Consider the following 18,952-nt stretch of genomic DNA (forward strand, 5'->3'; position numbering starts at 1 on the left):
AATCTCAAATATCGAATTTCAAATCTCAAATCAATAAATAAAAATGATAAACATCGTTCTCTTCGGACCTCCGGGAAGTGGAAAAGGTACACAGGCACAAAATTTAGTTGAGAAATTCAATTTGAAGCAGATTTCTACGGGAGATTTGTTCCGTTACAACATGAAAAATGACACGGAACTTGGTCAATTGGCAAAATCCTACATCGACAAAGGCGAATTGGTTCCCGACCAAGTTACCACGGATATGTTGATTGACGAAGTGAAAAAACCTACGGAAACAGCAGGTTTTATCTTCGACGGATATCCAAGAACAGCCAATCAAACACAAGCTTTGGAAAAAATCGTAAGCGAAGTTTTGAATGATGATATTTCCGTTTGTCTGTCTTTGGTGGTAGATGATGAGATTTTAGTGGAAAGACTTTTGAAAAGAGGCGAAACATCAGGAAGAACCGACGATTCCAACGAAGAAATCATCCGAAACAGAATTAAAGAATACTACGCAAAAACCGCAGAAGTTGCCGAACTTTACAAACAACAGGGAAAATATGTTGAAGTAAATGGCGTTGGTGGAATTGAAGAAATTTCCGAAAAACTTTTCGCAGAAGTAGAGAAAATAAAATAGAGATAGGAGTTGCGGGATGCGAGTTTCGAGGTTCAGTCCCGCATCAACTCGAAACACGAACCTCGTATCCCGAAACTCGATGAGCAATTTCGTAGATTACGTAAAAATCCATTGTAAAAGTGGTCACGGCGGTGCAGGTTCTGCGCATCTTCGCCGTGAAAAATATATTCCGAAAGGCGGTCCCGATGGTGGAGACGGCGGTCGTGGCGGAAGCGTCATCATGAAAGGAAATTCTCACGAATGGACACTTCTTCCGCTTCGTTACACGAGACACATCAAAGCGGAACGTGGTGAAAACGGCGCGAAGAATCAGTTGACCGGAGCTGCAGGTGAAGACGTTTACATCGAAGTTCCGATTGGAACGATTGCCAAAAATGAAGACGGCGAAATCATCGGTGAAATTTTGGAAGACGGTCAAGAAATCGTTTTAATGCAGGGTGGAAAAGGCGGACTTGGAAACGAGCATTTTAAATCTTCAACGAATCAAACTCCACGTTATGCGCAACCCGGACTTCCCGGCGAAGAAGGTTTTGTGACTTTTGAGCTGAAACTTTTGGCGGATGTTGGTTTGGTTGGTTTTCCAAATGCAGGAAAATCTACACTTTTAGCGGCAGTTTCGGCAGCGAAACCAAAAATTGCTGATTACGCTTTTACAACCTTAACTCCGAATTTAGGAATCGTGGATTACCGAAATTACAAATCTTTTGTAATGGCAGATATTCCGGGAATTATAGAAGGAGCGGCAGAAGGAAAAGGTCTTGGTCACCGATTTCTAAGACATATCGAGCGAAATTCCATCCTGCTGTTTTTGATTCCTTCCGATTCACAGGAACATTTTCAGGAATTCAAAATTTTGGAAAATGAGTTGAAGGAATATAATCCTGAACTTTTGGATAAAGAGTACATTATTTCAATTTCAAAGTCGGATTTATTGGATGATGAACTGAAAAGAGAAATCGCAAAAGAATTTCCTGAAGACAAACAGCCCATTTTCTTTTCCGCAGTTACGGGAGAAGGTTTGACGGAATTAAAGGATGTTATTTGGAAAAGACTTCACGGATAATTTTTAAACAACGATGAAAAAAATTTCATTAGTCATTGCTCTCAGTCTTTTTGCCGGAATTTCCGCACAAACTCAATTTGGCGTAAAAGCAGGATATATTAATTCTAACATCAATTGGCAATCTTCACCAAGCAATTTTTGGGAAGATTATAGCGATTTCAGCTCCCAGTCTTTTTTTTATGCCGGTGGATTCGCTTTGCAACCTGTTACTGAAAAATTTTCAGTGCAGGGAGAATTAATCTATACACAATTGGGTGGAACAACCAAGGTAAACCTTCACCAGCTTGTCGGCAGTGAAATTATTGATATTGGAACGGCAAATATAAAATACAGTTATCAACAGCTACAGGTTCCAATAGCTGCGAAATACCATATTATTAAAAATTTTGGTGTTTTAGGAGGTTTTAACTTTGCATTTAATATTAACAGTAAAGTAAGCTCGGATTTCAGTTCATTCCCAAATTCTGGAAAAGTTGAGAATAAAAAAACTCTTGATATTTTTCCGTTTGTGGGTACTGAGTTTGATTTTAATAAAAATATTTTTGCTGAAGCACGCTACAATTTTGGCATTTCGAATATCCATGAGAATGGAATCGATGTTCGCGCAAACTTCTTCCAAATTGGTTTAGGTTATCGTTTTAAATAATTTAGGAACAGTTCTTGAACGCCTTATTTCATATAATTTATAATTATGAAATATTTACTTGCACTTATTGCAGTGGTTTTTCTTTTTTCATGCACCACTCAAAACAAGTCTAATTATTCCAAAATTCACTATGAAGCAGGTGCCTGTTTCGGGTTTTGTCCCATGTTTAAAATAACGATTAATCCCGACAGAACCGCAGTAATTGATGCAGAAAGATTCACCTTTACCGACGGAAAATCCAAAGATGACTTTTCAGGAACTAAAGAAGGCGTTTTCAAAGCGACCATTAAAGAAGCCGATTACAACAAATTGGTTTCGATGCTTGATTCTTTAAACTTAAAGTCTATAAAAAATTATTACGGAGACAAAAACGTGACCGACTTACCAACATCACACTTGAAAATTACTTTTGCAGATGGAACTTCAAAACACATTGAAGATTACGGAAAACACGGAACAGAAGATTTACAGGCAGTATATGAATTTATCGAGGGCTTAAGAAAGTCACAAACCTGGACTAAAGTTGATTAATTTTCATATTAGCATCTAAAATAATAGCAGACTTTTAAGGTCTGCTTTTTCGTTATGATGTTGATCCAATTTGAGGGTTAATTTCCTTGGACACCTAAAAATTGATGCCCTGTAAGATGGATTCCAATATTTATTTTATTAGTAAAAGACGTTCCTAAAAAGAAAAATTGACCTTCAAGAAATAAGAATTTCTATGAAAATCAACGTTTTGAGCGGTTTCTTTTGGGCGCAACTTTTACACGAATTTTGAATCTTTTCTGAGATTTAGATTTCTTCTGCATAAATGATAAAATTTTCGTTAATAAATTTAATAATTATTTCGAAACAAACAACTATCGTGCGAAAAATTAAATATTAAATTTATTTACATTTGGAACATGAAGAAAATTATATTGACGGCTTTAAAAACAATTTGGGCAATCATCGGAATCGTGGCGTTTTATCTGCTTTGTGCCTATTTGATACCTTTCATTGAAATTCCGGCAAAATCTGTTTCTGAACCCAAAAATATTGATGCGTATATCCTCACAAACGGTGTTCATACCGATTTGGTGGTTCCCGTAAAAACTCCCGAAATCGATTGGAGTCAGCAAATCCCTTTTGAAAACACTTTGTCCAAAAGAACCGACTTCAAATATTTGGCGATTGGATGGGGTGACAAAGGGTTCTACCTAGACACCCCAACTTGGGCCGATTTGAAATTTTCAACCGCCTTCAAAGCGGCATTTTGGTTAAGTGAATCGGCGATGCACTTCACATATTACGAAAAAATGACCGTTGGAAAAGATTGTGTGAGATTGAATTTAACACATCAACAATATTTGGATTTGATTAAATTCATCAATGATAAATTCGACCGGGACCAAAACGGAAAACCAATCCTCATTAAGACCGACGCGGTTTACGGAAAAAATGACGCTTTTTATGACGCGAAAGGAAGTTACAGTTTCCTTGACACCTGTAACACCTGGTCAAACAACGGATTAAAAGCGGCAGGACAGAAAGCGGCTCTTTGGACGCCGAGCGATTTTGGGATTTTCCAGCATTACCAATAGATGTTGAGGTTGAGATTCTGCAAAATAAAAAAACTCCCATTTTCAGGGAGTTCCACACAACATCATATTAAATTATGAAAAAATAAAAATTTGATTTTGAAGATTGAGTTGTTTTTTAATCCTTGATCGCCAAACTGAAAAATAAATCTAAATCGTCTTTCACAAACACCACCCCGCCCATTTTCTTTGGTGGAATAATGTTGAAGTCGGAAAATTTCAATCTTTTGTTTCCAACCAAACTGTTTTTATATTCGCCAAATTCTACACTGTATTTCTTCACCACGTTCATCATTCTGACCTCAACCACGGCATTGAATTTTTTATTGGAAGATGCTTTTTCGAAATTTAAGAAATAAGTAATTAAACAAACGTTTTATTAACTATTAATTAAGAATTTTAGCAAAATTTTAATTATCGTTAAACAAACAAAAAATACATGATATTAAATGTTGAGAGAAGTCATATAAACATTTCCTTGCGGATAAAAAAAATTTGTTATTATTAATAAAGCGATCGAAACTGCCCAATAAAAAAATCCCCTGAATTTCTTCAGAGGATTTTGGTACCCAGGACCGGAATCGAACCGGTACATCTTGCGATACTAGAGTTTGAGTCTAGCGCGTCTACCAATTCCGCCACCTGGGCTTAAATTGGTGTGCAAATATAGAATTAATTTTTGTTTCGGAAAAATAAATTTTCAAATTTTTTTTCCTTTTAAAACTCAATTTCCAACCCATCAAAAGCAAGATGCACATTTTCAGGAAGTTCCTTTTCTGTTTCATCGTGCAGACCTAAATGATGGGAAATGTGGGTGAGAAAAAGCTGTTTCGGCTTCAATTCATCATTCAGTTCAAGAATTTGTGGAAGAATGAAATGTGCTGGATGAAGCTCTTCCCTTCTAATACAGTTTAGGATGAGATAATCCAAATTTTTCAGCTTCTCTTTTTCAATTTCAGCAATAAAACTTGCATCCGTAATATAGGCAAGCGACTTAAGTTTAAAACCAAAAATGGGAATTCTGAAATGCATCACTTCAATGGGCGTAATTTCCGCATCGAATAACGAAAACGGCTTATTTTCAATTTCATGAAGCTCAAAAGAAGGCGCACCCGGATATTTCACCTCGGAGAAAGCGTACGGAAAACGGTTTTTGATTTCCATTCCAACTCTCTGGTTACAGAAAAGATTCATATCGTTTCCATTTCTGAAAATCAAAGGTCGCATATCATCGAGTCCAATTACATGGTCGTTGTGTTCATGTGTGATGAGAACGGCATCAACTCGGTCTTCGTGATTATCAAGCATCTGCAACCTAAAATCTGGACCACAATCGACTAAAATCTTCTTATCATTTTCCGTTGTTATTAAAACTGATGACCGAAAACGTTTGTCTTTGGGATTTAGAGAAGCACATACTTCACAATGGCAACCAATTACAGGAACTCCCTGCGAAGTTCCCGTTCCTAAAAATTTCAACTTCATTTTTTGAGGTTGGTGTTTATTTTGGTAAATTTACAAAAAATTAAAAATTGGCAGTGATTAAGCAAAAATTGACACCCAAGCAGAAAGCTTTAGCGATAAATTTGGATGCAAATATCTATGGAACTTTTGCCGAAATCGGAGCAGGTCAGGAAACGGTGCGCCATTTCTTTAGAGCTGGTGGTGCTTCACGTACAATCGCAAAAGCGATGTCTGCTTATGACAAAGATTTCAGCGACGCTATTTACGGTAAAGAGGCTAAAAACAGATACGTCACCCAAAACCGTTTACGCAAAATGCTTCGTTATGAAGTTGCCTTAATTGAGGAAAGATTAACGCGCGAAAACAATCCCGGAAGAAAATTCTTTTCTTATGCAAATACCGTAACCACCATCAATTTCGACAAAACCATGAAAGGTCACGGTTGGGTCGGGTTGCGTTTTCAGTTGGATGAATTTGAGGATTACAACGAAATCGTTCTCCACGTAAAATTCAATGAAAACGATGCAACTTTGCAGCAGGAAACGTTGGGAAGTTTGGGCGTGAACTTAATTTATGGCGCCTTTAATTATTCCGACAATCCGAGAAGGTTGATTGAATCTTTATACGACGACATTTCTACCGACAATGTGGAAATCGACATGATTGATTTCAGCGGTCCCGCTTTTGCCTATGTTGACAATCGCTTGATGAGTTTGCAGCTCGTGAAAAACGGAATGACCGATGCCGTGATTTTCAATTCCGAAGGAAACAATATGCTTCCTGCCGATATTTTGTACAAGAAAAATATTTTTGCGGTCCGCGGGAGTTTCCGTCCTGTAACGTTGGTAAATACGGATATGTTCATGAAAGGCTTGGAAATGTTCAAAAAAGATTGGGAATGCACGGAAGAGGAAACCGAAGTACTTTTCGAAATCACCATTTCTAATTTAAGAGCTTCCGGTGATATTGATGAAAGAGATTTTCTTGACAGAGTGGATGTTTTGGCGAAATTGGGCTATACAGTCATTATTTCAAACTTCTCTGAATATTACCGACTGATTGATTATTTTGCAACCTATACCAACGGAAAAATCGGTGTCGCAATGGGCGTGAACAATTTGTTGGATGTCTTCGATGAAAACTATTACAAAAATCTTTCGGGTGGAATTTTGGAAGCGTTCGGTAAGTTCTTCCGACAGGATATGAGGGTTTACCTCTATCCTTACAAAGACCCGGAAACACACGAGTTATTGACTTCCAACAACTTGAAAGTTCAAGATAATTTGAAGGAACTTTACAAATATTTTAAACTCAACAAAAGGATTGTCGATATCCAAAACTACAATCCAGATTACTCCGAAATTTATTCCCGTGAAATCCTCAACAAGATTGCAAACCACGAACAGGGTTGGGAAACACAGCTTCCGTTCGGCGTTGCAGAGATGATTAAGGAGCGCGGAATGTTTGGTTATAAGGAAGAACTTAAACTGAAGGAGTTTTCGTAGGAAATAAGGAAAACTTTTCTTTAAAATCAAAATTTCCTTTTCATCAATTCCCTGTTTCTTTTGCGTGGAAAAAACATAACGCAACGATCAACAAAGGATTAAAAAATATGATTCTGCTTTTATGCTAAACAAAGGCGCTTTTGCTTATCAAAGCAATACAAAGAATCATCCCTAAAATTTAAAAAATTAAAAAAATGTCAGAAATTAAAAAAAGGCTTTCTTCAATTATTGAAAGTCCCAACCACGATACTACCGATAAATTGCAGAAAATCTGTCACCTGCTCGACCAGGAAATCCCTTATTTCAACTGGACGGGATTTTATTTTAAAAACGGTGACAAGGAAGAACTGATTTTAGGACCTTATGTTGGTGCAGCAACCGACCACACCGTGATTCCTTTCGGAAAGGGAATTTGCGGACAGGTTGCCGTTTCCAACCAAACTTTCGTGGTTCCAGATGTTCATGAGCAGGACAATTATTTAAGCTGCTCCATCGATACCAAAGCCGAAATCGTAGTTCCCATCATTAAAAACGGAGAAAACATCGGTCAGATTGATATTGATTCGCACACCTTGAATCCTTTTACGCAAGAAGACCGAGAAATGTTGGAATGGTTGTGTGGGGAAGTTGCGGGGATTTTGTAGAAATTATTTTTTCGCCAACTTTGAAATTCCCTCTTTATCCAAACGAAAAACCGTCCATTCATCCATAGGTTTTGCGCCAAGTGATTTGTAGAATTCGATGGAAAGCGTATTCCAATCCAGAACCGACCATTCAAATCTGCCGCAGTTTTCAGCTTCCGCAATTTTTGAAAGTTCGATGAGTAAGGCCTTTCCGTAACCTTTTCCACGACATTCTGGTTCCACGAAAAGGTCTTCCAAATACAGTCCCGGTTTTCCGACAAAAGTGGAGAAATTATAAAAGTATAAAGCAAAACCAACAGGTTTTTCGTTTTCTTCGGCAATCAGGACTTTTGCAAAATTTTTGGTGAAAATATTTTCCTTCAACTCATTTTCAGAAGTGATGACATCTTTTTCAAGCTTTTCATAAACTGCCAATTTTTTAATCAAATCAAAAATCGTGGGAATATCTTTTTCGATGGCCTTTCTGATCTCAAACATATTTATAAACTTTCATCAAAAATAACAAAAAACCTCCGAAAAAAAATCGAAGGTTTCATATTACTAATTACTAATAAATAATATCTAATTACTTATTGCTGATTACTTATATTTCCGTGTTCATATCCCAATTCTGCAAATAATCGTGAACGTGTTTCAGGAACATTCCGCCCAAAGAACCGTCCACCACTCGGTGGTCGTAAGAATGCGACATAAACATCAACTGACGGATCGCAATTACATCGCCATCTTTGGTTTCCAAAACTGCAGGTTTTTTCACAATAGCGCCAATCGCCAAAATCGCCACTTGTGGTTGCGGAATAATCGGAGTTCCCATCAAATTGCCGAAACTTCCCACGTTGGAAATCGTGTAAGTCGCTCCTTGTGTATCTTCCGGACGAAGTTTTTTGTTTCTCGCTCTGTACGCCAAATCGTTAATCGCCTTCGCCAAACCTGAAAGTGACAATTGGTCTGCATTTTTAATCACGGGAACAATCAAGTTTCCATCAGGAAGTGCAGTTGCCATTCCGATGTTGATGTTTTTCTTTTTGATAATTTTGTCGCCATCTACAGAAACATTGATCATCGGGAAATCTTGGATTGCTTTTACTACGGCTCTTACGAAAATCGGCATGAAAGTTAGTTTCTCCCCTTCCCTTTTTTCAAAAATATCTTTGTGTTTTGCTCTCCATCTTACAACATTGGTGACATCGGATTCGATGAAAGAAGTCACGTGTGGAGAAGTTCTCTTTGAATTCACCATTGCGTCTGCAATAATTTTGCGGACTCTATCCATTTGAATCACTTCATCACCTTCTGAAACTGCAATTGGTGCAGAAGTTTGCGAAGTGGGTTTTGCGACTGGACTTGCTTTAACCTCAACCTTTTCCTCCATCTTTTGTGTTCCTCTATTTTTCACGAAATGCAAAATATCTTCTTTCGTAATTCTTCCTTCTAAACCGCTTCCTTTGATTGAGTTTAATTCAGCTTCCGAAATATTTTCTTGCTGAACGATTGATTTTACCAAAGGCGACAAATATAAATCGGTTGCAGGAAGACCTGTAGAAATCTTTGCGCTTTCCATAGATTCTTCCAAGCCTTTTACGATTTCTGGTTCCACATTTGGCAATTCTGTTTTTACTTCAGCGTGGGATTTTGGTTCTTGTGGTTGTTCTGCTATGGCTTCACCTTCGCCTGCAACTTCTAGAATTGCGATGGCCTCCCCAATTTTTGCCACCTCATCTTTTTGTTTCAGAATCTTTACAATTTTTCCCGAAACCGGTGTCGGAACGTCGGAATCCACCTTATCGGTCGCGATTTCCACAACGGAATCATCTTCTTTCACCATATCGCCTTCATTGAATAACCAACTGATGATTGTTGCTTCCATCACACCTTCTCCCATCGAGGGAAGTAATAATTTATATTCTGCCATTTTAGTTATTGGATTTTCACAAAGATAAAATTTTTTAAAGAATTTAAAAATTTCCCTACCAAAATTACGAATTCAATAATTTAAATTATTTTTTTCTCATCGAACTTTAGGAAACCGTGGCACATCACCATTAACATAACGGAAAAGAAAAGTTGATTTGCAAAGGGTTTATCAGTAAATATCTTTAAATAAAATATAAAAAGAGCGAAAATTTTCGCTCTTTTTTATTTAGGAAATTGTTGATATCTTAAACCAACTCGGCTCCAAAAACCTCCGAAAAATGTTTCTTAATCTTCTCTTTCACCTCCAAAACTTCCACATCAGAAAACTTTCGTTCCAACTCTCTAGCCAAAGAAGTTACTGATTTATCTTTAATTCCACAGGGAATAATGTATTCAAAATAGCGTAAATCGGTATTCACGTTCAACGCAAAACCGTGCATTGTAACCCATTTTGATGTTTTCACGCCCATTGCGCAAATTTTTCTTGCGTAAGGTTTTCCCACATCCAACCAAACTCCAGTTTCGCCTTCACTTCTTTGGCCTTTCAAACCGTATTCTGCAATTGTTCTGATAATCGCTTCTTCCAAATCTCTCATATATTTGAAAATATCAGATTTAAAGTTATCCAAATCCACAATAGGATAACCCACAATCTGTCCGAAACCGTGATACGTAATATCTCCACCACGATTGGTTTTCACGAAAGTGGCGTTGATTTCCTTCAGTTTCTCAGTATTTGCAAGCATATTTTCTTCGTGTCCCGATTTTCCCAACGTGTAAACGTGTGGATGCTCTACAAAAAGGAGATAATTAGGTGTTTCTTCGTAAATTCCGTCGGTTCTGTCACGGTTTTTCAATTTTAAGTCGATGATGGATTTCATCAAAGTTTCTTGATAATTGAAAGCCGGTTCGTAATCCATTAAACCAAGTTCGCGGAATTCTGTCTTTTTATTTTGGGTGATGGTCATTTTTGAAATTTAGGAAACCTATAAGGTTTTTTTTAAATTAAAATCTTCAAACTCTTCGGCAAAACCTTCACATGAACCGGCGATTTTATCTTATTAAATTCACCATCAAGATGCCAATTTTTTGTGGAAACTTTAAATTCGATTTCTGAAACAGGGAGATAAGTAACGTAATCGTCGTCCTTTAAACGTTTTGTAAACATTCGGAACGCAAAAAAAGGAGAATAGGTGATCGGAAATTTCTTCACCAAAACCAAATCTACCAAACCGTCACTTTTACTGGCTTTTGGTGCAATGTACGCGTTGTTTCCGAATTGGCGGGTGTTTGCTATATTCAACATCAAATATTTCCCGTTGTATTGCCGGTAATTTTCATCTAGAAACTTCACTTTAATGGGTTTGTAATTAAAGAAAGTCTGTATGGAAACTTTGATGTAATTTTTAAAACCACGCTCGGTTTTTTCAAATTCTTTCACCACCTTTCCGTCAAAACCTGTTCCCGAAACATTGATGGATAATTTGTCATTCACGGTGAAAGTATCAATTTTTCTTGATTTTTTGCCTTTGATTTTTTCTAAGAGTTCATCTAAATTTTTATGAAAATTGGTCTCGTTCGAAAATCCGTTTCCAGAACCCGCAGGAAAAATGGCGAGGATTTTTTCAGTATTGATAAGGTGTTTTGCAACGGTAGAAATCGTTCCGTCACCGCCAATTGCCACAAAAATATCAAACTCATCAAAATGATTCAGAATGTATTGCTGCGTATCTTCAATCGATTCGGAAATAATGTAATAAGGATTTTGCACCTTTTTCTTCAACGAGGCCAGAAAAGGCTGATAATTTTTTTTCGCCGAAAAAGGATTAATGATGAAGGCAACTTTTTCCATGTACTGCAAAAATAAAGAAAGCAAATCAAATTGATTTGCTTTTTGAAAATTTATTGTACTGCGATTCTTTTTAAAAATTCAGGCTTTACCATCAGTTTTATGTCTGAAAATGGAATCTTGATCAAAACTGGGCCGGCTGCATAAGCGGTAATTTCATATTGGTTATAGAGAAAGTACAAATTTTCTTTGTCAAAATAGAAATTGTTGTTCGGTGAAATTTCCTTTACCAAAAGCATTTCGCTTTGTCCTTTTCCGGCATCGTTTTTCAGGAAATTGTCCATCAAAGCGAGTTTCCAAATATTAGAATCTGGTGTCATCAAAATATCTGAAAGTTGTACCGTTTTATTTTCCTTCAAGTCGAAAACTTTGTAAATTTCGTTGTAGAAACCGTGTGCACCGCCTGAAAATCCGTCACTTGTATATTGAATGGTCAGTAAATTATTTTCGTTTGAATGGACTTTCATGTCTGAGTTTTCGTACCAAGTTTGTGCAAAGTCGCGTACCAAATCTGCTGCGTCTTTTTTGTTTTGCTCGAAATAATTCTGCTGTTGTTTTTTCAGTGCTGTAAGGATGTTTTCTGAAGTGTATTCATCCAAATCGATATTTTTTACGGCATAAATACTGTCAAGAACACCTTTGTTTTTAATGTTTTCAAAAACCAAAGCTTTTGATTTGAAAGCAACCACTAAATTTTCATTAACCTTCACTGAATCGTTTACCGACACCGAATCAATTGCAGATAAAGCTGTTTTTTGAAGCTCCATTTTCTCTGGTTCAATGGCGGATTTTGTTTCAACTTTTGCTTTATTGCAGGCGATGAACAGCGCTGTAAATAATAGATAATGTAATTTCATTTTTCGCATTTCTAAATATAAAAAAATACATTTTGTTCACAAAAAAACCGTACAAAAAGTTTGAACGGTTTTTAAAAAAAATATTTCGAAGTTTAAATTTTCTATATTAAGAAATTAAACATCAATTTTTGCGTAGATCGCATTTTTCTCGATAAATTCCCGTCTTGGTGGAACTTCGTCGCCCATCAACATACTGAAAACGTTGTCTGCTTCTGCCAAACTTTCAATAGAAACTTGTTTTAAAATTCTTCCTTCAGGATTTAAGGTAGTTTCCCAAAGCTGTTCAGGATTCATTTCACCGAGACCTTTGTAACGTTGAACTTCAACACCTTTTCCGTCGGGAGACATTTCCAAAGTGAAATCTTCACGCTCTTTTTCGTTGTAAGCGTACACTTTTTTATTTCCTTTTTTCAATAAATATAAAGGAGGTTGTGCGATGTAAATGTAACCGTTTTCAATTAATTCCTTCATATATCTAAAGAAGAACGTCAGAATCAGGGTTGAAATGTGGGAACCATCAATATCGGCATCGGTCATAATTACGATCTTGTGATAACGTAATTTGCTGATGTTTAATGCTTTGGAATCTTCTTCAGTTCCTACGGAAACTCCAAGTGCGGTGTAAATATTTCGGATTTCCTCGTTATCGTACACTTTGTGAAGCATTGATTTCTCCACGTTCAAAATTTTACCTCGCAACGGAAGAATCGCTTGAAAATGACGGTCACGACCTTGTTTTGCGGTTCCACCTGCGGAATCACCCTCAACCAAGAAAATTTCAGAAATTTCAGGGTCTTTGGAGGAACAGTCAGAAAGTTTTCCGGGAAGTCCACTTCCGCCCATCGGAGATTTTCTTTGAACCAATTCTCTCGCTTTTTTTGCTGCCTGTCTCGCTTTTGCAGCCAAAACTACTTTCTGTACGATCAATTTTGCTTCGTTTGGATGTTCTTCCAAAAAGTTGGTCAACATTTCGCCCACGATTTTATCAACCGCGCCCGAAACTTCGGAGTTACCGAGTTTTGTTTTGGTTTGCCCTTCAAACTGAGGTTCCATTACTTTCACGGAAATCACGGCAGTCAATCCTTCACGGAAATCGTCACCGGTAACTTCCACTTTTTCTTTTGCAGGAAGTCCAAGTTCGTCCGCGAATTTCTTCAAAGTACGCGTCAAAGCACGTCTGAACCCTGCAAGGTGAGTTCCACCTTCGTGCGTGTTGATGTTGTTCACATAGGAGTGAAGATTTTCGTTGTAGGAAGTGTTGTAGCGCATCGCAACTTCCACCGGAATGCTGTCTTTTTCGCCTTCCATAAAGATGACGTTTTGCATAATGGCTTCACGGTTTCCATCGATATATTCAACAAACTCCTTTAAACCACCTTCCGAATGAAATTTTTCAAATCTTGGCTCACCGTTTTCGTCGTTATTTCTCTCGTCGGTTAAAGTAATGGTAATTCCTTTGTTCAAAAACGCCAACTCGCGCAATCTTGCCGCCAAAGTATCATAATTGTAAACCAAGTCTTGGAAAATCGTGTCGTCTGGTTGAAAGAAAACTTCAGTTCCGGTATGGTCGGAAGTTCCGATTTCATCAACATCAGCCAAGGCTTTTCCTTTGGAATATTTTTGTTGATATAATTTTCCATTTCGGGAAACGGTCGCAATCAAAGAAGTTGAAAGTGCATTCACACAAGAAACCCCAACTCCGTGAAGACCACCGGAAACTTTATAGGAATCTTTGTCGAATTTTCCACCTGCACCAATCTTCGTCATGACTACTTCCAAAGCGGATTTTTGTTCCTTTTGGTGAAAATCTACGGGAATTCCACGACCGTTATCTTTTACGGAAATACTTTCACCTTCGTGAATGGTAACCGCAATCGTATCGCAATGTCCTGCTAAAGCCTCGTCAATAGAGTTATCTACTACTTCATAAACCAAGTGGTGTAGACCTCTTGTCCCCACATCACCGATGTACATTGAAGGTCTCAATCGAACGTGTTCAATTCCTTCTAATGCTTGAATACTGTCTGCTGTATATTGTTTTTGACTCATAATTTTTGCAATCTGCTTTCGGCTATCTGCCTTCAGCAATTGATGATTTTGTTTAAATTTTCTGATTGTTTTTGCGGTTTGCAAAGACCAACAAAAATACTGAAAATTATCGGGATATGAAAGTTAAAAAGTGTTAGAAAAGGGAGAAGTTTTCCACAAAAAAATCCTCGGAATTTTGAGGATTTGGTTGGAGTGAGTTTTTACTTTAAAGCGTAGTTTTACGCTAATACAAACTATTTATCCTACAAGATTTGCAAATGGTCGCTTTCCAAATTTTGTTGAAAATTTTTGTATCAATTCTGCTTCAATTATTCTTGGATCTTCGCTTGTCACTTTCCAACAAACTTGCAAATTTTTTGAGTTTTCCAACTGCCAAATAAGCCGACCACCATAGTGACCTACATTTTTTCCATTTCCAAAATTAAAATATTGATTTAATCTTTTCTGTAAATCTGTTGCTTTTCCTATATAAACTATATTACTTGCATTTACCCAATTTTGTTCCAAAGTCTCCAAGTTAACATTTGGATCCTTTCCTTTAAAAAATCCACCCGTACCAATTTCAAGAAACTTACATTCTTTCTCCAAACAAAGAATCAAATAAACTCCATGTTCTTTTGGAATTAAATTCTTATTAACCAGTAATTCAGCAATAGTTTTAAATCCTGTAAAACCGTTATCAATCATTTCTTTTTGATCAAAATTTTTCATAATTGTATAGATAAAAATTAGTTTGTTAAACAAAGATAATATTGAGATAATTATTTTCGATGAGTGCTAATTTTCTCATAATTCAGTACCCAATTCATATAGTATTTTGTAAACAACATCGTCTTTTGGAATCGTTTCCTTCTTTTCTGCAAATACTGAACTCAATTGTTTCTCTTTAAACTCATTACCTTTCTTATTAATGAAATGAGAGCAAACTAATTTGTGCCGAAAAGTATCTGTTTCTGAATCTAAATATTTGTCTTGAATTAAAAGAAAAATTAAGTTTGATAATTGTAACTCTGTTCCTAACCATTGAATTTTCTTGTCCCAATCAATACTGAAATGTTTTTTGAAAGTTTCAAAATCGTCAACAAGCAGTTTGTTTTCAGATAATTTCTGATGTAAGGTTTTAATAAAAAACTCCTGATCAATATTTGAATTTAAAAGAAATTGAGATTTTCTTTTATATTTAAAACTCACTTCTTCATCTTCGGTTTTCTTCACTTTCGACATATAAGTATCTATTTTTCGCTTCATTCGGATTAACCGTAATTTCATTGATTGACATTCATCATCAAAGCAATCTTCAATTTCCAACAGCAAATTAATGATTCCTTGTTCATAAGTTCTAAAGTATCCTTCGTAATAAAATTCGTCCTCAATCCTTTCTTCGAATCCTCCTTCATAAAAATCTTCTAACACTAGACGACTGAAATTTTCTTCAAAATTTGTAATAATTTTGTCTTCGTAATGATTTACCAATTCTCTAATTTTACTTAATTCCATATTCAAATAATTCTACAAAAATAGGCAATCTCACGACTGCCTAGATATATAGATAATAAGTACTAATTTAAAATTAAATCAAACTCATCAATAAATTTTCGTCGATTTTCTCCACTTTCACCAAATTATTCTTCGTTAAATTCTTCGATGCTTTATCCCATTTTTTACCTGAAAGTTGGCTGCGGTTCTTCACTTCTGCCAATTCCATCGGCTCTTCTTGAGAATTTAAAATTTCTAAAATCACTTTTTCGTCTTCTCCCAATTCAACGTGCTTTACTCCCTCTCCTTCGGAGAGGGTCGGGGTGAGGACTTTTTCAGGCTTCATCTGCGGAAAAAAGAGCACTTCCTGAATCGATGCATTATTCGTTAAAAACATAATCAAACGGTCCATTCCAATTCCAAGTCCTGAAGTTGGTGGCATTCCGTATTCCAAAGCGCGGAGGAAATCGTTGTCGATAAACATCGCTTCATCATCACCACGTTCTGAAAGCGCCAATTGTGCTTCAAAACGCTCTCTTTGGTCAATCGGGTCGTTTAATTCGGAATAGGCGTTTGCAATTTCTTTTCCGCAAACCATCAATTCGAAACGTTCTGTTAAACCTTCCTTGCTTCTATGCTTTTTGGTTAGAGGCGACATCTCGATTGGATAATCGGTGATAAAAGTCGGCTGAATGAAATTTCCTTCGCATTTTTCGCCAAAAATTTCGTCGATTAATTTTCCTTTGCCCATCGTTTCATTCACTTCAATTCCGATGGATTTTGCGAAATCGTACAATTCTTTTTCAGACTTTCCGGTGATGTCGAAACCTGTAAATTTTTCAATAGCTTCCGTCATCGAAACTCTGGGATAAGGCGCTTTCCAATTGATTTTATGTTCTCCAAATTGAGATTCTGTCGTTCCGTTTACGGCCACTGCACAACTTTCGAGCAATTTTTCAGTGAAATCCATCATCCAACTGTAATCTTTGTAGGCAACGTAAATTTCCATCGCCGTAAATTCCGGATTGTGGGTTCTGTCCATTCCTTCATTTCTGAAATTTTTGGAGAATTCATAAACGCCGTCAAAACCACCAACAATCAATCTTTTCAGATACAGTTCGTTCGCAATTCTTAAATATAAAGGAATATCCAAAGCGTTGTGATGCGTGATAAAAGGTCTAGCTGCAGCTCCTCCCGGAATCGACTGTAAAATCGGGGTTTCAACTTCAAAATAACCTGCGTCATTGAAGAAGTTTCGCATCGCATTGAACAATTTTGTTCTTTTTACAAAAACTTCTTTCACTTGCGGATTTACCGTTAAATCGACGTAACGCTGTCTGTAACGTAATTCCGGGTCATTGAAAGCATCGTGAACTACTCCATTTTCATCAGTTTTTGCTTGGGGAAGTGGACGCAAAGATTTGGTTAATAGCGTGAAATTTTTCACCATCACCGTCATTTCACCAACCTGAGTTTTAAACAATTCGCCCTCAACACCAATGATGTCACCGATGTCCAAAAGATGTTTGTAAACATCGTTATACAGTTCTTTATCATCGCCCGGACAAATTTCATCACGGTTAAAATACACCTGAATTTTTCCTTCCGAATCCTGCAATTCCGCAAAACTTGCTTTTCCCTGAATTCTGCGGCTCATCAATCGACCTGCGATGATGACTTTCTTGCCTTCCTCGAAATTTTCTTTGATGGATTTTGTGGTATCGGTGATTTTATATTCGGCTGCCGGAAACGCATCAATCCCCAATTCAGTGAGTTTCTGCAATTTTTCGCGGCGGATAATTTCCTGTTCTGATAACGACATTTTTCTTAATCTTTTTAAACGTGCAAAAATACGGATTTTTTCATAAAAAAAGACAGCAATAAGCCGTCTCTTTATTGAGATTGTACCTCAACAAAAACTATTTTTTTGCTGTTGAATCCACTTTAACTGCAACAGCATCCGTTTTAACAACCGCTTGGTCTGAAGGTTTCGCTGCTGATGCAGAATCTGTAACCTCTACTTTTGGTTCTTCCATCATCACGTTACTTTCGGAAGATTTATTTTTCTTTGAACAACTTACCAAAACTGCAATTCCAAATAATACAAATACTGATTTTTTCATAATTTTAAATTTATTTTTGCGCAAAAATAAGAGAAACTTTAGTAAACATGTTTTTAATCATTCTAATTTCTATGGAAAATATTTTTTGAATAATTTATTTCTATAACTTTGTAGGAGAAAATCATAGCGTTGAAAAAGTTACTGACCTATTTTTTACTTTCGCTTTACCTTCTGTCCTTCACAGAAGCAAGACAGGTCTTGAAACTTCCCAACCTTATTGAACACTATATTTCCCACGAACTTCGCGACAAAAACACCACACTTTATTCTTTTATCAAGATGCATTATTTGGATGCTCCTGTGAAGGATTCAGATTACAATCAGGATATGTCTTTGCCGTTTAAAACGCACGATTTATCGCCAATTTCTATCAATTTGGTAGTGCCGCCGAAGAAAATTGAGTTCAATTTTGAACAGAAAAAATTATTCGTAGAGAAAAAGCAGAATTTCGCTTATTCTGAAACATTCTATCCTTCCGTTTTTCAAAAAATTTGGCAACCGCCTAAGATTTAATTTAAAAATTTTTTCGATAATAAATTGTGTCTTATCTTATTGATTTGACATCGTTTAAAATTATACAAAAGCAAATTTTTAAATTTTATCAAAATGAATAACGCACACTTGCATTTGGTTGTCAACCATTTGCCCATCATATTTCCATTCGTAGGAATTATCATTCTCTTAATCGGAGTTTTCACAAAGTCCGAGGTTTCAAAAAGAAACGCATACCTAATTTTCATTCTTGGCGCAATCGCTTCTATTGCAGCGATGGCAACCGGAGAAGGCGCTGAAGAAGGCGTAGAAAACATTTCCGGAGTTTCCGAAAGTTTGATAAAAACTCACGAAGAAGCCGCAGAACTTTTCGCCGCATTTTCTTATCTTTTGGGTGGAATTTCACTGATTGGACTTTTATCAAGTTTCAAAAACTTCACTTTTTCAAAATTTTTCCCATTTATTACTTTGATCGTTGCAGTTACTGCCATATATTTTGCACAAAAAGCAGGAAATACAGGCGGAGAAATTCGTCACACGGAAATTCGCAACGGCGCAACCGTTCAAAACGGCGACCATGATGAAAACGGTGGCGAAAACAATCAAAAAGGCGAAGAAAACCACGAAGATTAATCCTCTCACGGATTTGCACAGATTTTCACAGT

21 protein-coding genes and 1 tRNA gene are annotated in these 18,952 nt (G+C 36.7%); 9 read left to right on the plus strand and 13 right to left on the minus strand.

The genetic code is table 11. The features are described from left to right. Positions 1 to 43: 43 nt before the first annotated feature. The 5 genes from J4771_RS05265 to J4771_RS05285 all read left to right on the plus strand — a co-directional run bounded on the left by J4771_RS05265 (position 44) and on the right by J4771_RS05285 (position 3,917). A complete protein-coding gene (locus tag J4771_RS05265; RefSeq protein ID WP_224137151.1) occupies positions 44 to 622 on the plus strand; it encodes an adenylate kinase in 579 nt (192 codons plus the stop codon). 79 nt (positions 623 to 701) lie between these two features. After that, positions 702 to 1,685, plus strand: coding sequence for a GTPase ObgE (gene obgE / locus J4771_RS05270; protein WP_224137152.1), 984 nt, complete (start codon positions 702 to 704; stop codon positions 1,683 to 1,685). A 13-nt stretch (positions 1,686 to 1,698) separates the two neighbouring features. Next, positions 1,699 to 2,331 (plus strand): porin family protein, encoded by a 633-nt coding sequence (locus J4771_RS05275; protein WP_224137154.1) that lies wholly within the window; start codon positions 1,699 to 1,701, stop codon positions 2,329 to 2,331. Positions 2,332 to 2,376: 45 nt separating this feature from the next. After that, the gene (locus J4771_RS05280; RefSeq protein WP_224137156.1) at positions 2,377 to 2,862 is read left to right on the plus strand and encodes a DUF6438 domain-containing protein; all 486 of its coding nucleotides are present in this window, start codon (positions 2,377 to 2,379) and stop codon (positions 2,860 to 2,862) included. 377 nt (positions 2,863 to 3,239) lie between these two features. Then, entirely contained in the window at positions 3,240 to 3,917 is a 678-nt protein-coding gene (locus J4771_RS05285) for a TIGR02117 family protein (protein WP_224137158.1), read from the plus strand. A 115-nt stretch (positions 3,918 to 4,032) separates the two neighbouring features. Here J4771_RS05285 and J4771_RS05290 read toward each other — a convergent pair whose 3' ends face one another. From J4771_RS05290 to J4771_RS05300, 3 genes are all read right to left on the minus strand, one after another. After that, positions 4,033 to 4,224, minus strand: coding sequence for a hypothetical protein (locus tag J4771_RS05290; protein WP_224137161.1), 192 nt, complete (start codon positions 4,222 to 4,224; stop codon positions 4,033 to 4,035). Between the two features lie 253 nt (positions 4,225 to 4,477). After that, positions 4,478 to 4,562: transfer RNA gene (locus tag J4771_RS05295), tRNA-Leu, on the minus strand. Positions 4,563 to 4,631: 69 nt separating this feature from the next. Beyond that, on the minus strand, positions 4,632 to 5,399 hold the full coding sequence (locus J4771_RS05300) for an MBL fold metallo-hydrolase (protein WP_224137164.1): 768 nt from the start codon (positions 5,397 to 5,399) through the stop codon (positions 4,632 to 4,634). Positions 5,400 to 5,446: 47 nt separating this feature from the next. Here J4771_RS05300 and J4771_RS05305 point away from each other — a divergent pair, with 47 nt between their 5' ends. Further along, positions 5,447 to 6,883: a TonB-dependent receptor gene (locus J4771_RS05305; protein WP_224137170.1), complete on the plus strand. Its 1,437-nt coding sequence runs from the start codon at positions 5,447 to 5,449 to the stop codon at positions 6,881 to 6,883. Between the two features lie 194 nt (positions 6,884 to 7,077). Beyond that, positions 7,078 to 7,527 (plus strand): GAF domain-containing protein, encoded by a 450-nt coding sequence (locus J4771_RS05310; RefSeq protein ID WP_224137171.1) that lies wholly within the window; start codon positions 7,078 to 7,080, stop codon positions 7,525 to 7,527. 3 nt (positions 7,528 to 7,530) lie between these two features. Here J4771_RS05310 and J4771_RS05315 read toward each other — a convergent pair whose 3' ends face one another. The 10 genes from J4771_RS05315 to J4771_RS05360 form a co-directional block, all read right to left on the minus strand. After that, complete coding sequence (locus J4771_RS05315; RefSeq protein WP_224137172.1) at positions 7,531 to 8,004, minus strand: GNAT family N-acetyltransferase; 474 nt, start codon at positions 8,002 to 8,004, stop codon at positions 7,531 to 7,533. A gap of 106 nt (positions 8,005 to 8,110) precedes the next feature. Further along, positions 8,111 to 9,439, minus strand: coding sequence for a dihydrolipoamide acetyltransferase family protein (locus J4771_RS05320; RefSeq protein ID WP_224137174.1), 1,329 nt, complete (start codon positions 9,437 to 9,439; stop codon positions 8,111 to 8,113). A 247-nt stretch (positions 9,440 to 9,686) separates the two neighbouring features. Beyond that, on the minus strand, positions 9,687 to 10,409 hold the full coding sequence (gene lipB / locus J4771_RS05325) for a lipoyl(octanoyl) transferase LipB (protein WP_224137175.1): 723 nt from the start codon (positions 10,407 to 10,409) through the stop codon (positions 9,687 to 9,689). Positions 10,410 to 10,441: 32 nt separating this feature from the next. After that, a complete protein-coding gene (locus J4771_RS05330) occupies positions 10,442 to 11,293 on the minus strand; it encodes a diacylglycerol/lipid kinase family protein (protein ID WP_224137769.1) in 852 nt (283 codons plus the stop codon). A gap of 50 nt (positions 11,294 to 11,343) precedes the next feature. Next, positions 11,344 to 12,147, minus strand: coding sequence for a DUF3298 and DUF4163 domain-containing protein (locus J4771_RS05335; RefSeq protein WP_224137177.1), 804 nt, complete (start codon positions 12,145 to 12,147; stop codon positions 11,344 to 11,346). A gap of 114 nt (positions 12,148 to 12,261) precedes the next feature. Further along, entirely contained in the window at positions 12,262 to 14,196 is a 1,935-nt protein-coding gene (gene gyrB, locus J4771_RS05340; RefSeq protein ID WP_224137178.1) for a DNA topoisomerase (ATP-hydrolyzing) subunit B, read from the minus strand. Between the two features lie 237 nt (positions 14,197 to 14,433). Next, the gene (locus J4771_RS05345) at positions 14,434 to 14,907 is read right to left on the minus strand and encodes a GIY-YIG nuclease family protein (protein WP_224137179.1); all 474 of its coding nucleotides are present in this window, start codon (positions 14,905 to 14,907) and stop codon (positions 14,434 to 14,436) included. A gap of 75 nt (positions 14,908 to 14,982) precedes the next feature. After that, positions 14,983 to 15,693 carry a hypothetical protein gene (locus tag J4771_RS05350; RefSeq protein WP_224137180.1) on the minus strand — a complete coding sequence of 237 codons (711 nt, stop codon included), beginning with the start codon at positions 15,691 to 15,693 and terminating at the stop codon, positions 14,983 to 14,985. Between the two features lie 73 nt (positions 15,694 to 15,766). Continuing rightward, positions 15,767 to 17,494: a lysine--tRNA ligase gene (gene lysS, locus J4771_RS05355; protein ID WP_224137181.1), complete on the minus strand. Its 1,728-nt coding sequence runs from the start codon at positions 17,492 to 17,494 to the stop codon at positions 15,767 to 15,769. A gap of 97 nt (positions 17,495 to 17,591) precedes the next feature. Next, complete coding sequence (locus tag J4771_RS05360) at positions 17,592 to 17,795, minus strand: hypothetical protein (RefSeq protein ID WP_224137182.1); 204 nt, start codon at positions 17,793 to 17,795, stop codon at positions 17,592 to 17,594. Between the two features lie 129 nt (positions 17,796 to 17,924). Between J4771_RS05360 and J4771_RS05365 the strand changes: the two genes are divergently transcribed. Together J4771_RS05365 and J4771_RS05370 are read left to right on the plus strand one after the other, a co-directional pair. Further along, positions 17,925 to 18,308, plus strand: coding sequence for a hypothetical protein (locus tag J4771_RS05365; RefSeq protein WP_224137183.1), 384 nt, complete (start codon positions 17,925 to 17,927; stop codon positions 18,306 to 18,308). Between the two features lie 93 nt (positions 18,309 to 18,401). Beyond that, positions 18,402 to 18,920 (plus strand): hypothetical protein, encoded by a 519-nt coding sequence (locus J4771_RS05370; protein ID WP_224137186.1) that lies wholly within the window; start codon positions 18,402 to 18,404, stop codon positions 18,918 to 18,920. Positions 18,921 to 18,952 lie beyond the last annotated feature (32 nt).

This window comes from Candidatus Kaistella beijingensis (genome assembly GCF_020084865.1).
Classification (GTDB): Bacteria; Bacteroidota; Bacteroidia; order Flavobacteriales; family Weeksellaceae; genus Kaistella; species Kaistella beijingensis.

Coding starts and splice junctions, on each gene's coding strand:
- J4771_RS05265 (WP_224137151.1), top strand. CDS start 44: ATGATAAACATCGTTCTCTTCGGACCTCCGGGAAGTGGAAAAGGTACA.
- obgE (WP_224137152.1), top strand. CDS start 702: ATGAGCAATTTCGTAGATTACGTAAAAATCCATTGTAAAAGTGGTCAC.
- J4771_RS05275 (WP_224137154.1), top strand. CDS start 1,699: ATGAAAAAAATTTCATTAGTCATTGCTCTCAGTCTTTTTGCCGGAATT.
- J4771_RS05280 (WP_224137156.1), top strand. CDS start 2,377: ATGAAATATTTACTTGCACTTATTGCAGTGGTTTTTCTTTTTTCATGC.
- J4771_RS05285 (WP_224137158.1), top strand. CDS start 3,240: ATGAAGAAAATTATATTGACGGCTTTAAAAACAATTTGGGCAATCATC.
- J4771_RS05300 (WP_224137164.1), bottom strand. CDS start 5,399: ATGAAGTTGAAATTTTTAGGAACGGGAACTTCGCAGGGAGTTCCTGTA.
- J4771_RS05310 (WP_224137171.1), top strand. CDS start 7,078: ATGTCAGAAATTAAAAAAAGGCTTTCTTCAATTATTGAAAGTCCCAAC.
- J4771_RS05315 (WP_224137172.1), bottom strand. CDS start 8,004: ATGTTTGAGATCAGAAAGGCCATCGAAAAAGATATTCCCACGATTTTT.
- J4771_RS05320 (WP_224137174.1), bottom strand. CDS start 9,439: ATGGCAGAATATAAATTATTACTTCCCTCGATGGGAGAAGGTGTGATG.
- lipB (WP_224137175.1), bottom strand. CDS start 10,409: ATGACCATCACCCAAAATAAAAAGACAGAATTCCGCGAACTTGGTTTA.
- J4771_RS05330 (WP_224137769.1), bottom strand. CDS start 11,293: ATGGAAAAAGTTGCCTTCATCATTAATCCTTTTTCGGCGAAAAAAAAT.
- J4771_RS05335 (WP_224137177.1), bottom strand. CDS start 12,147: ATGAAATTACATTATCTATTATTTACAGCGCTGTTCATCGCCTGCAAT.
- gyrB (WP_224137178.1), bottom strand. CDS start 14,196: ATGAGTCAAAAACAATATACAGCAGACAGTATTCAAGCATTAGAAGGA.
- J4771_RS05345 (WP_224137179.1), bottom strand. CDS start 14,907: ATGAAAAATTTTGATCAAAAAGAAATGATTGATAACGGTTTTACAGGA.
- J4771_RS05350 (WP_224137180.1), bottom strand. CDS start 15,693: ATGGAATTAAGTAAAATTAGAGAATTGGTAAATCATTACGAAGACAAA.
- lysS (WP_224137181.1), bottom strand. CDS start 17,494: ATGTCGTTATCAGAACAGGAAATTATCCGCCGCGAAAAATTGCAGAAA.
- J4771_RS05360 (WP_224137182.1), bottom strand. CDS start 17,795: ATGAAAAAATCAGTATTTGTATTATTTGGAATTGCAGTTTTGGTAAGT.
- J4771_RS05370 (WP_224137186.1), top strand. CDS start 18,402: ATGAATAACGCACACTTGCATTTGGTTGTCAACCATTTGCCCATCATA.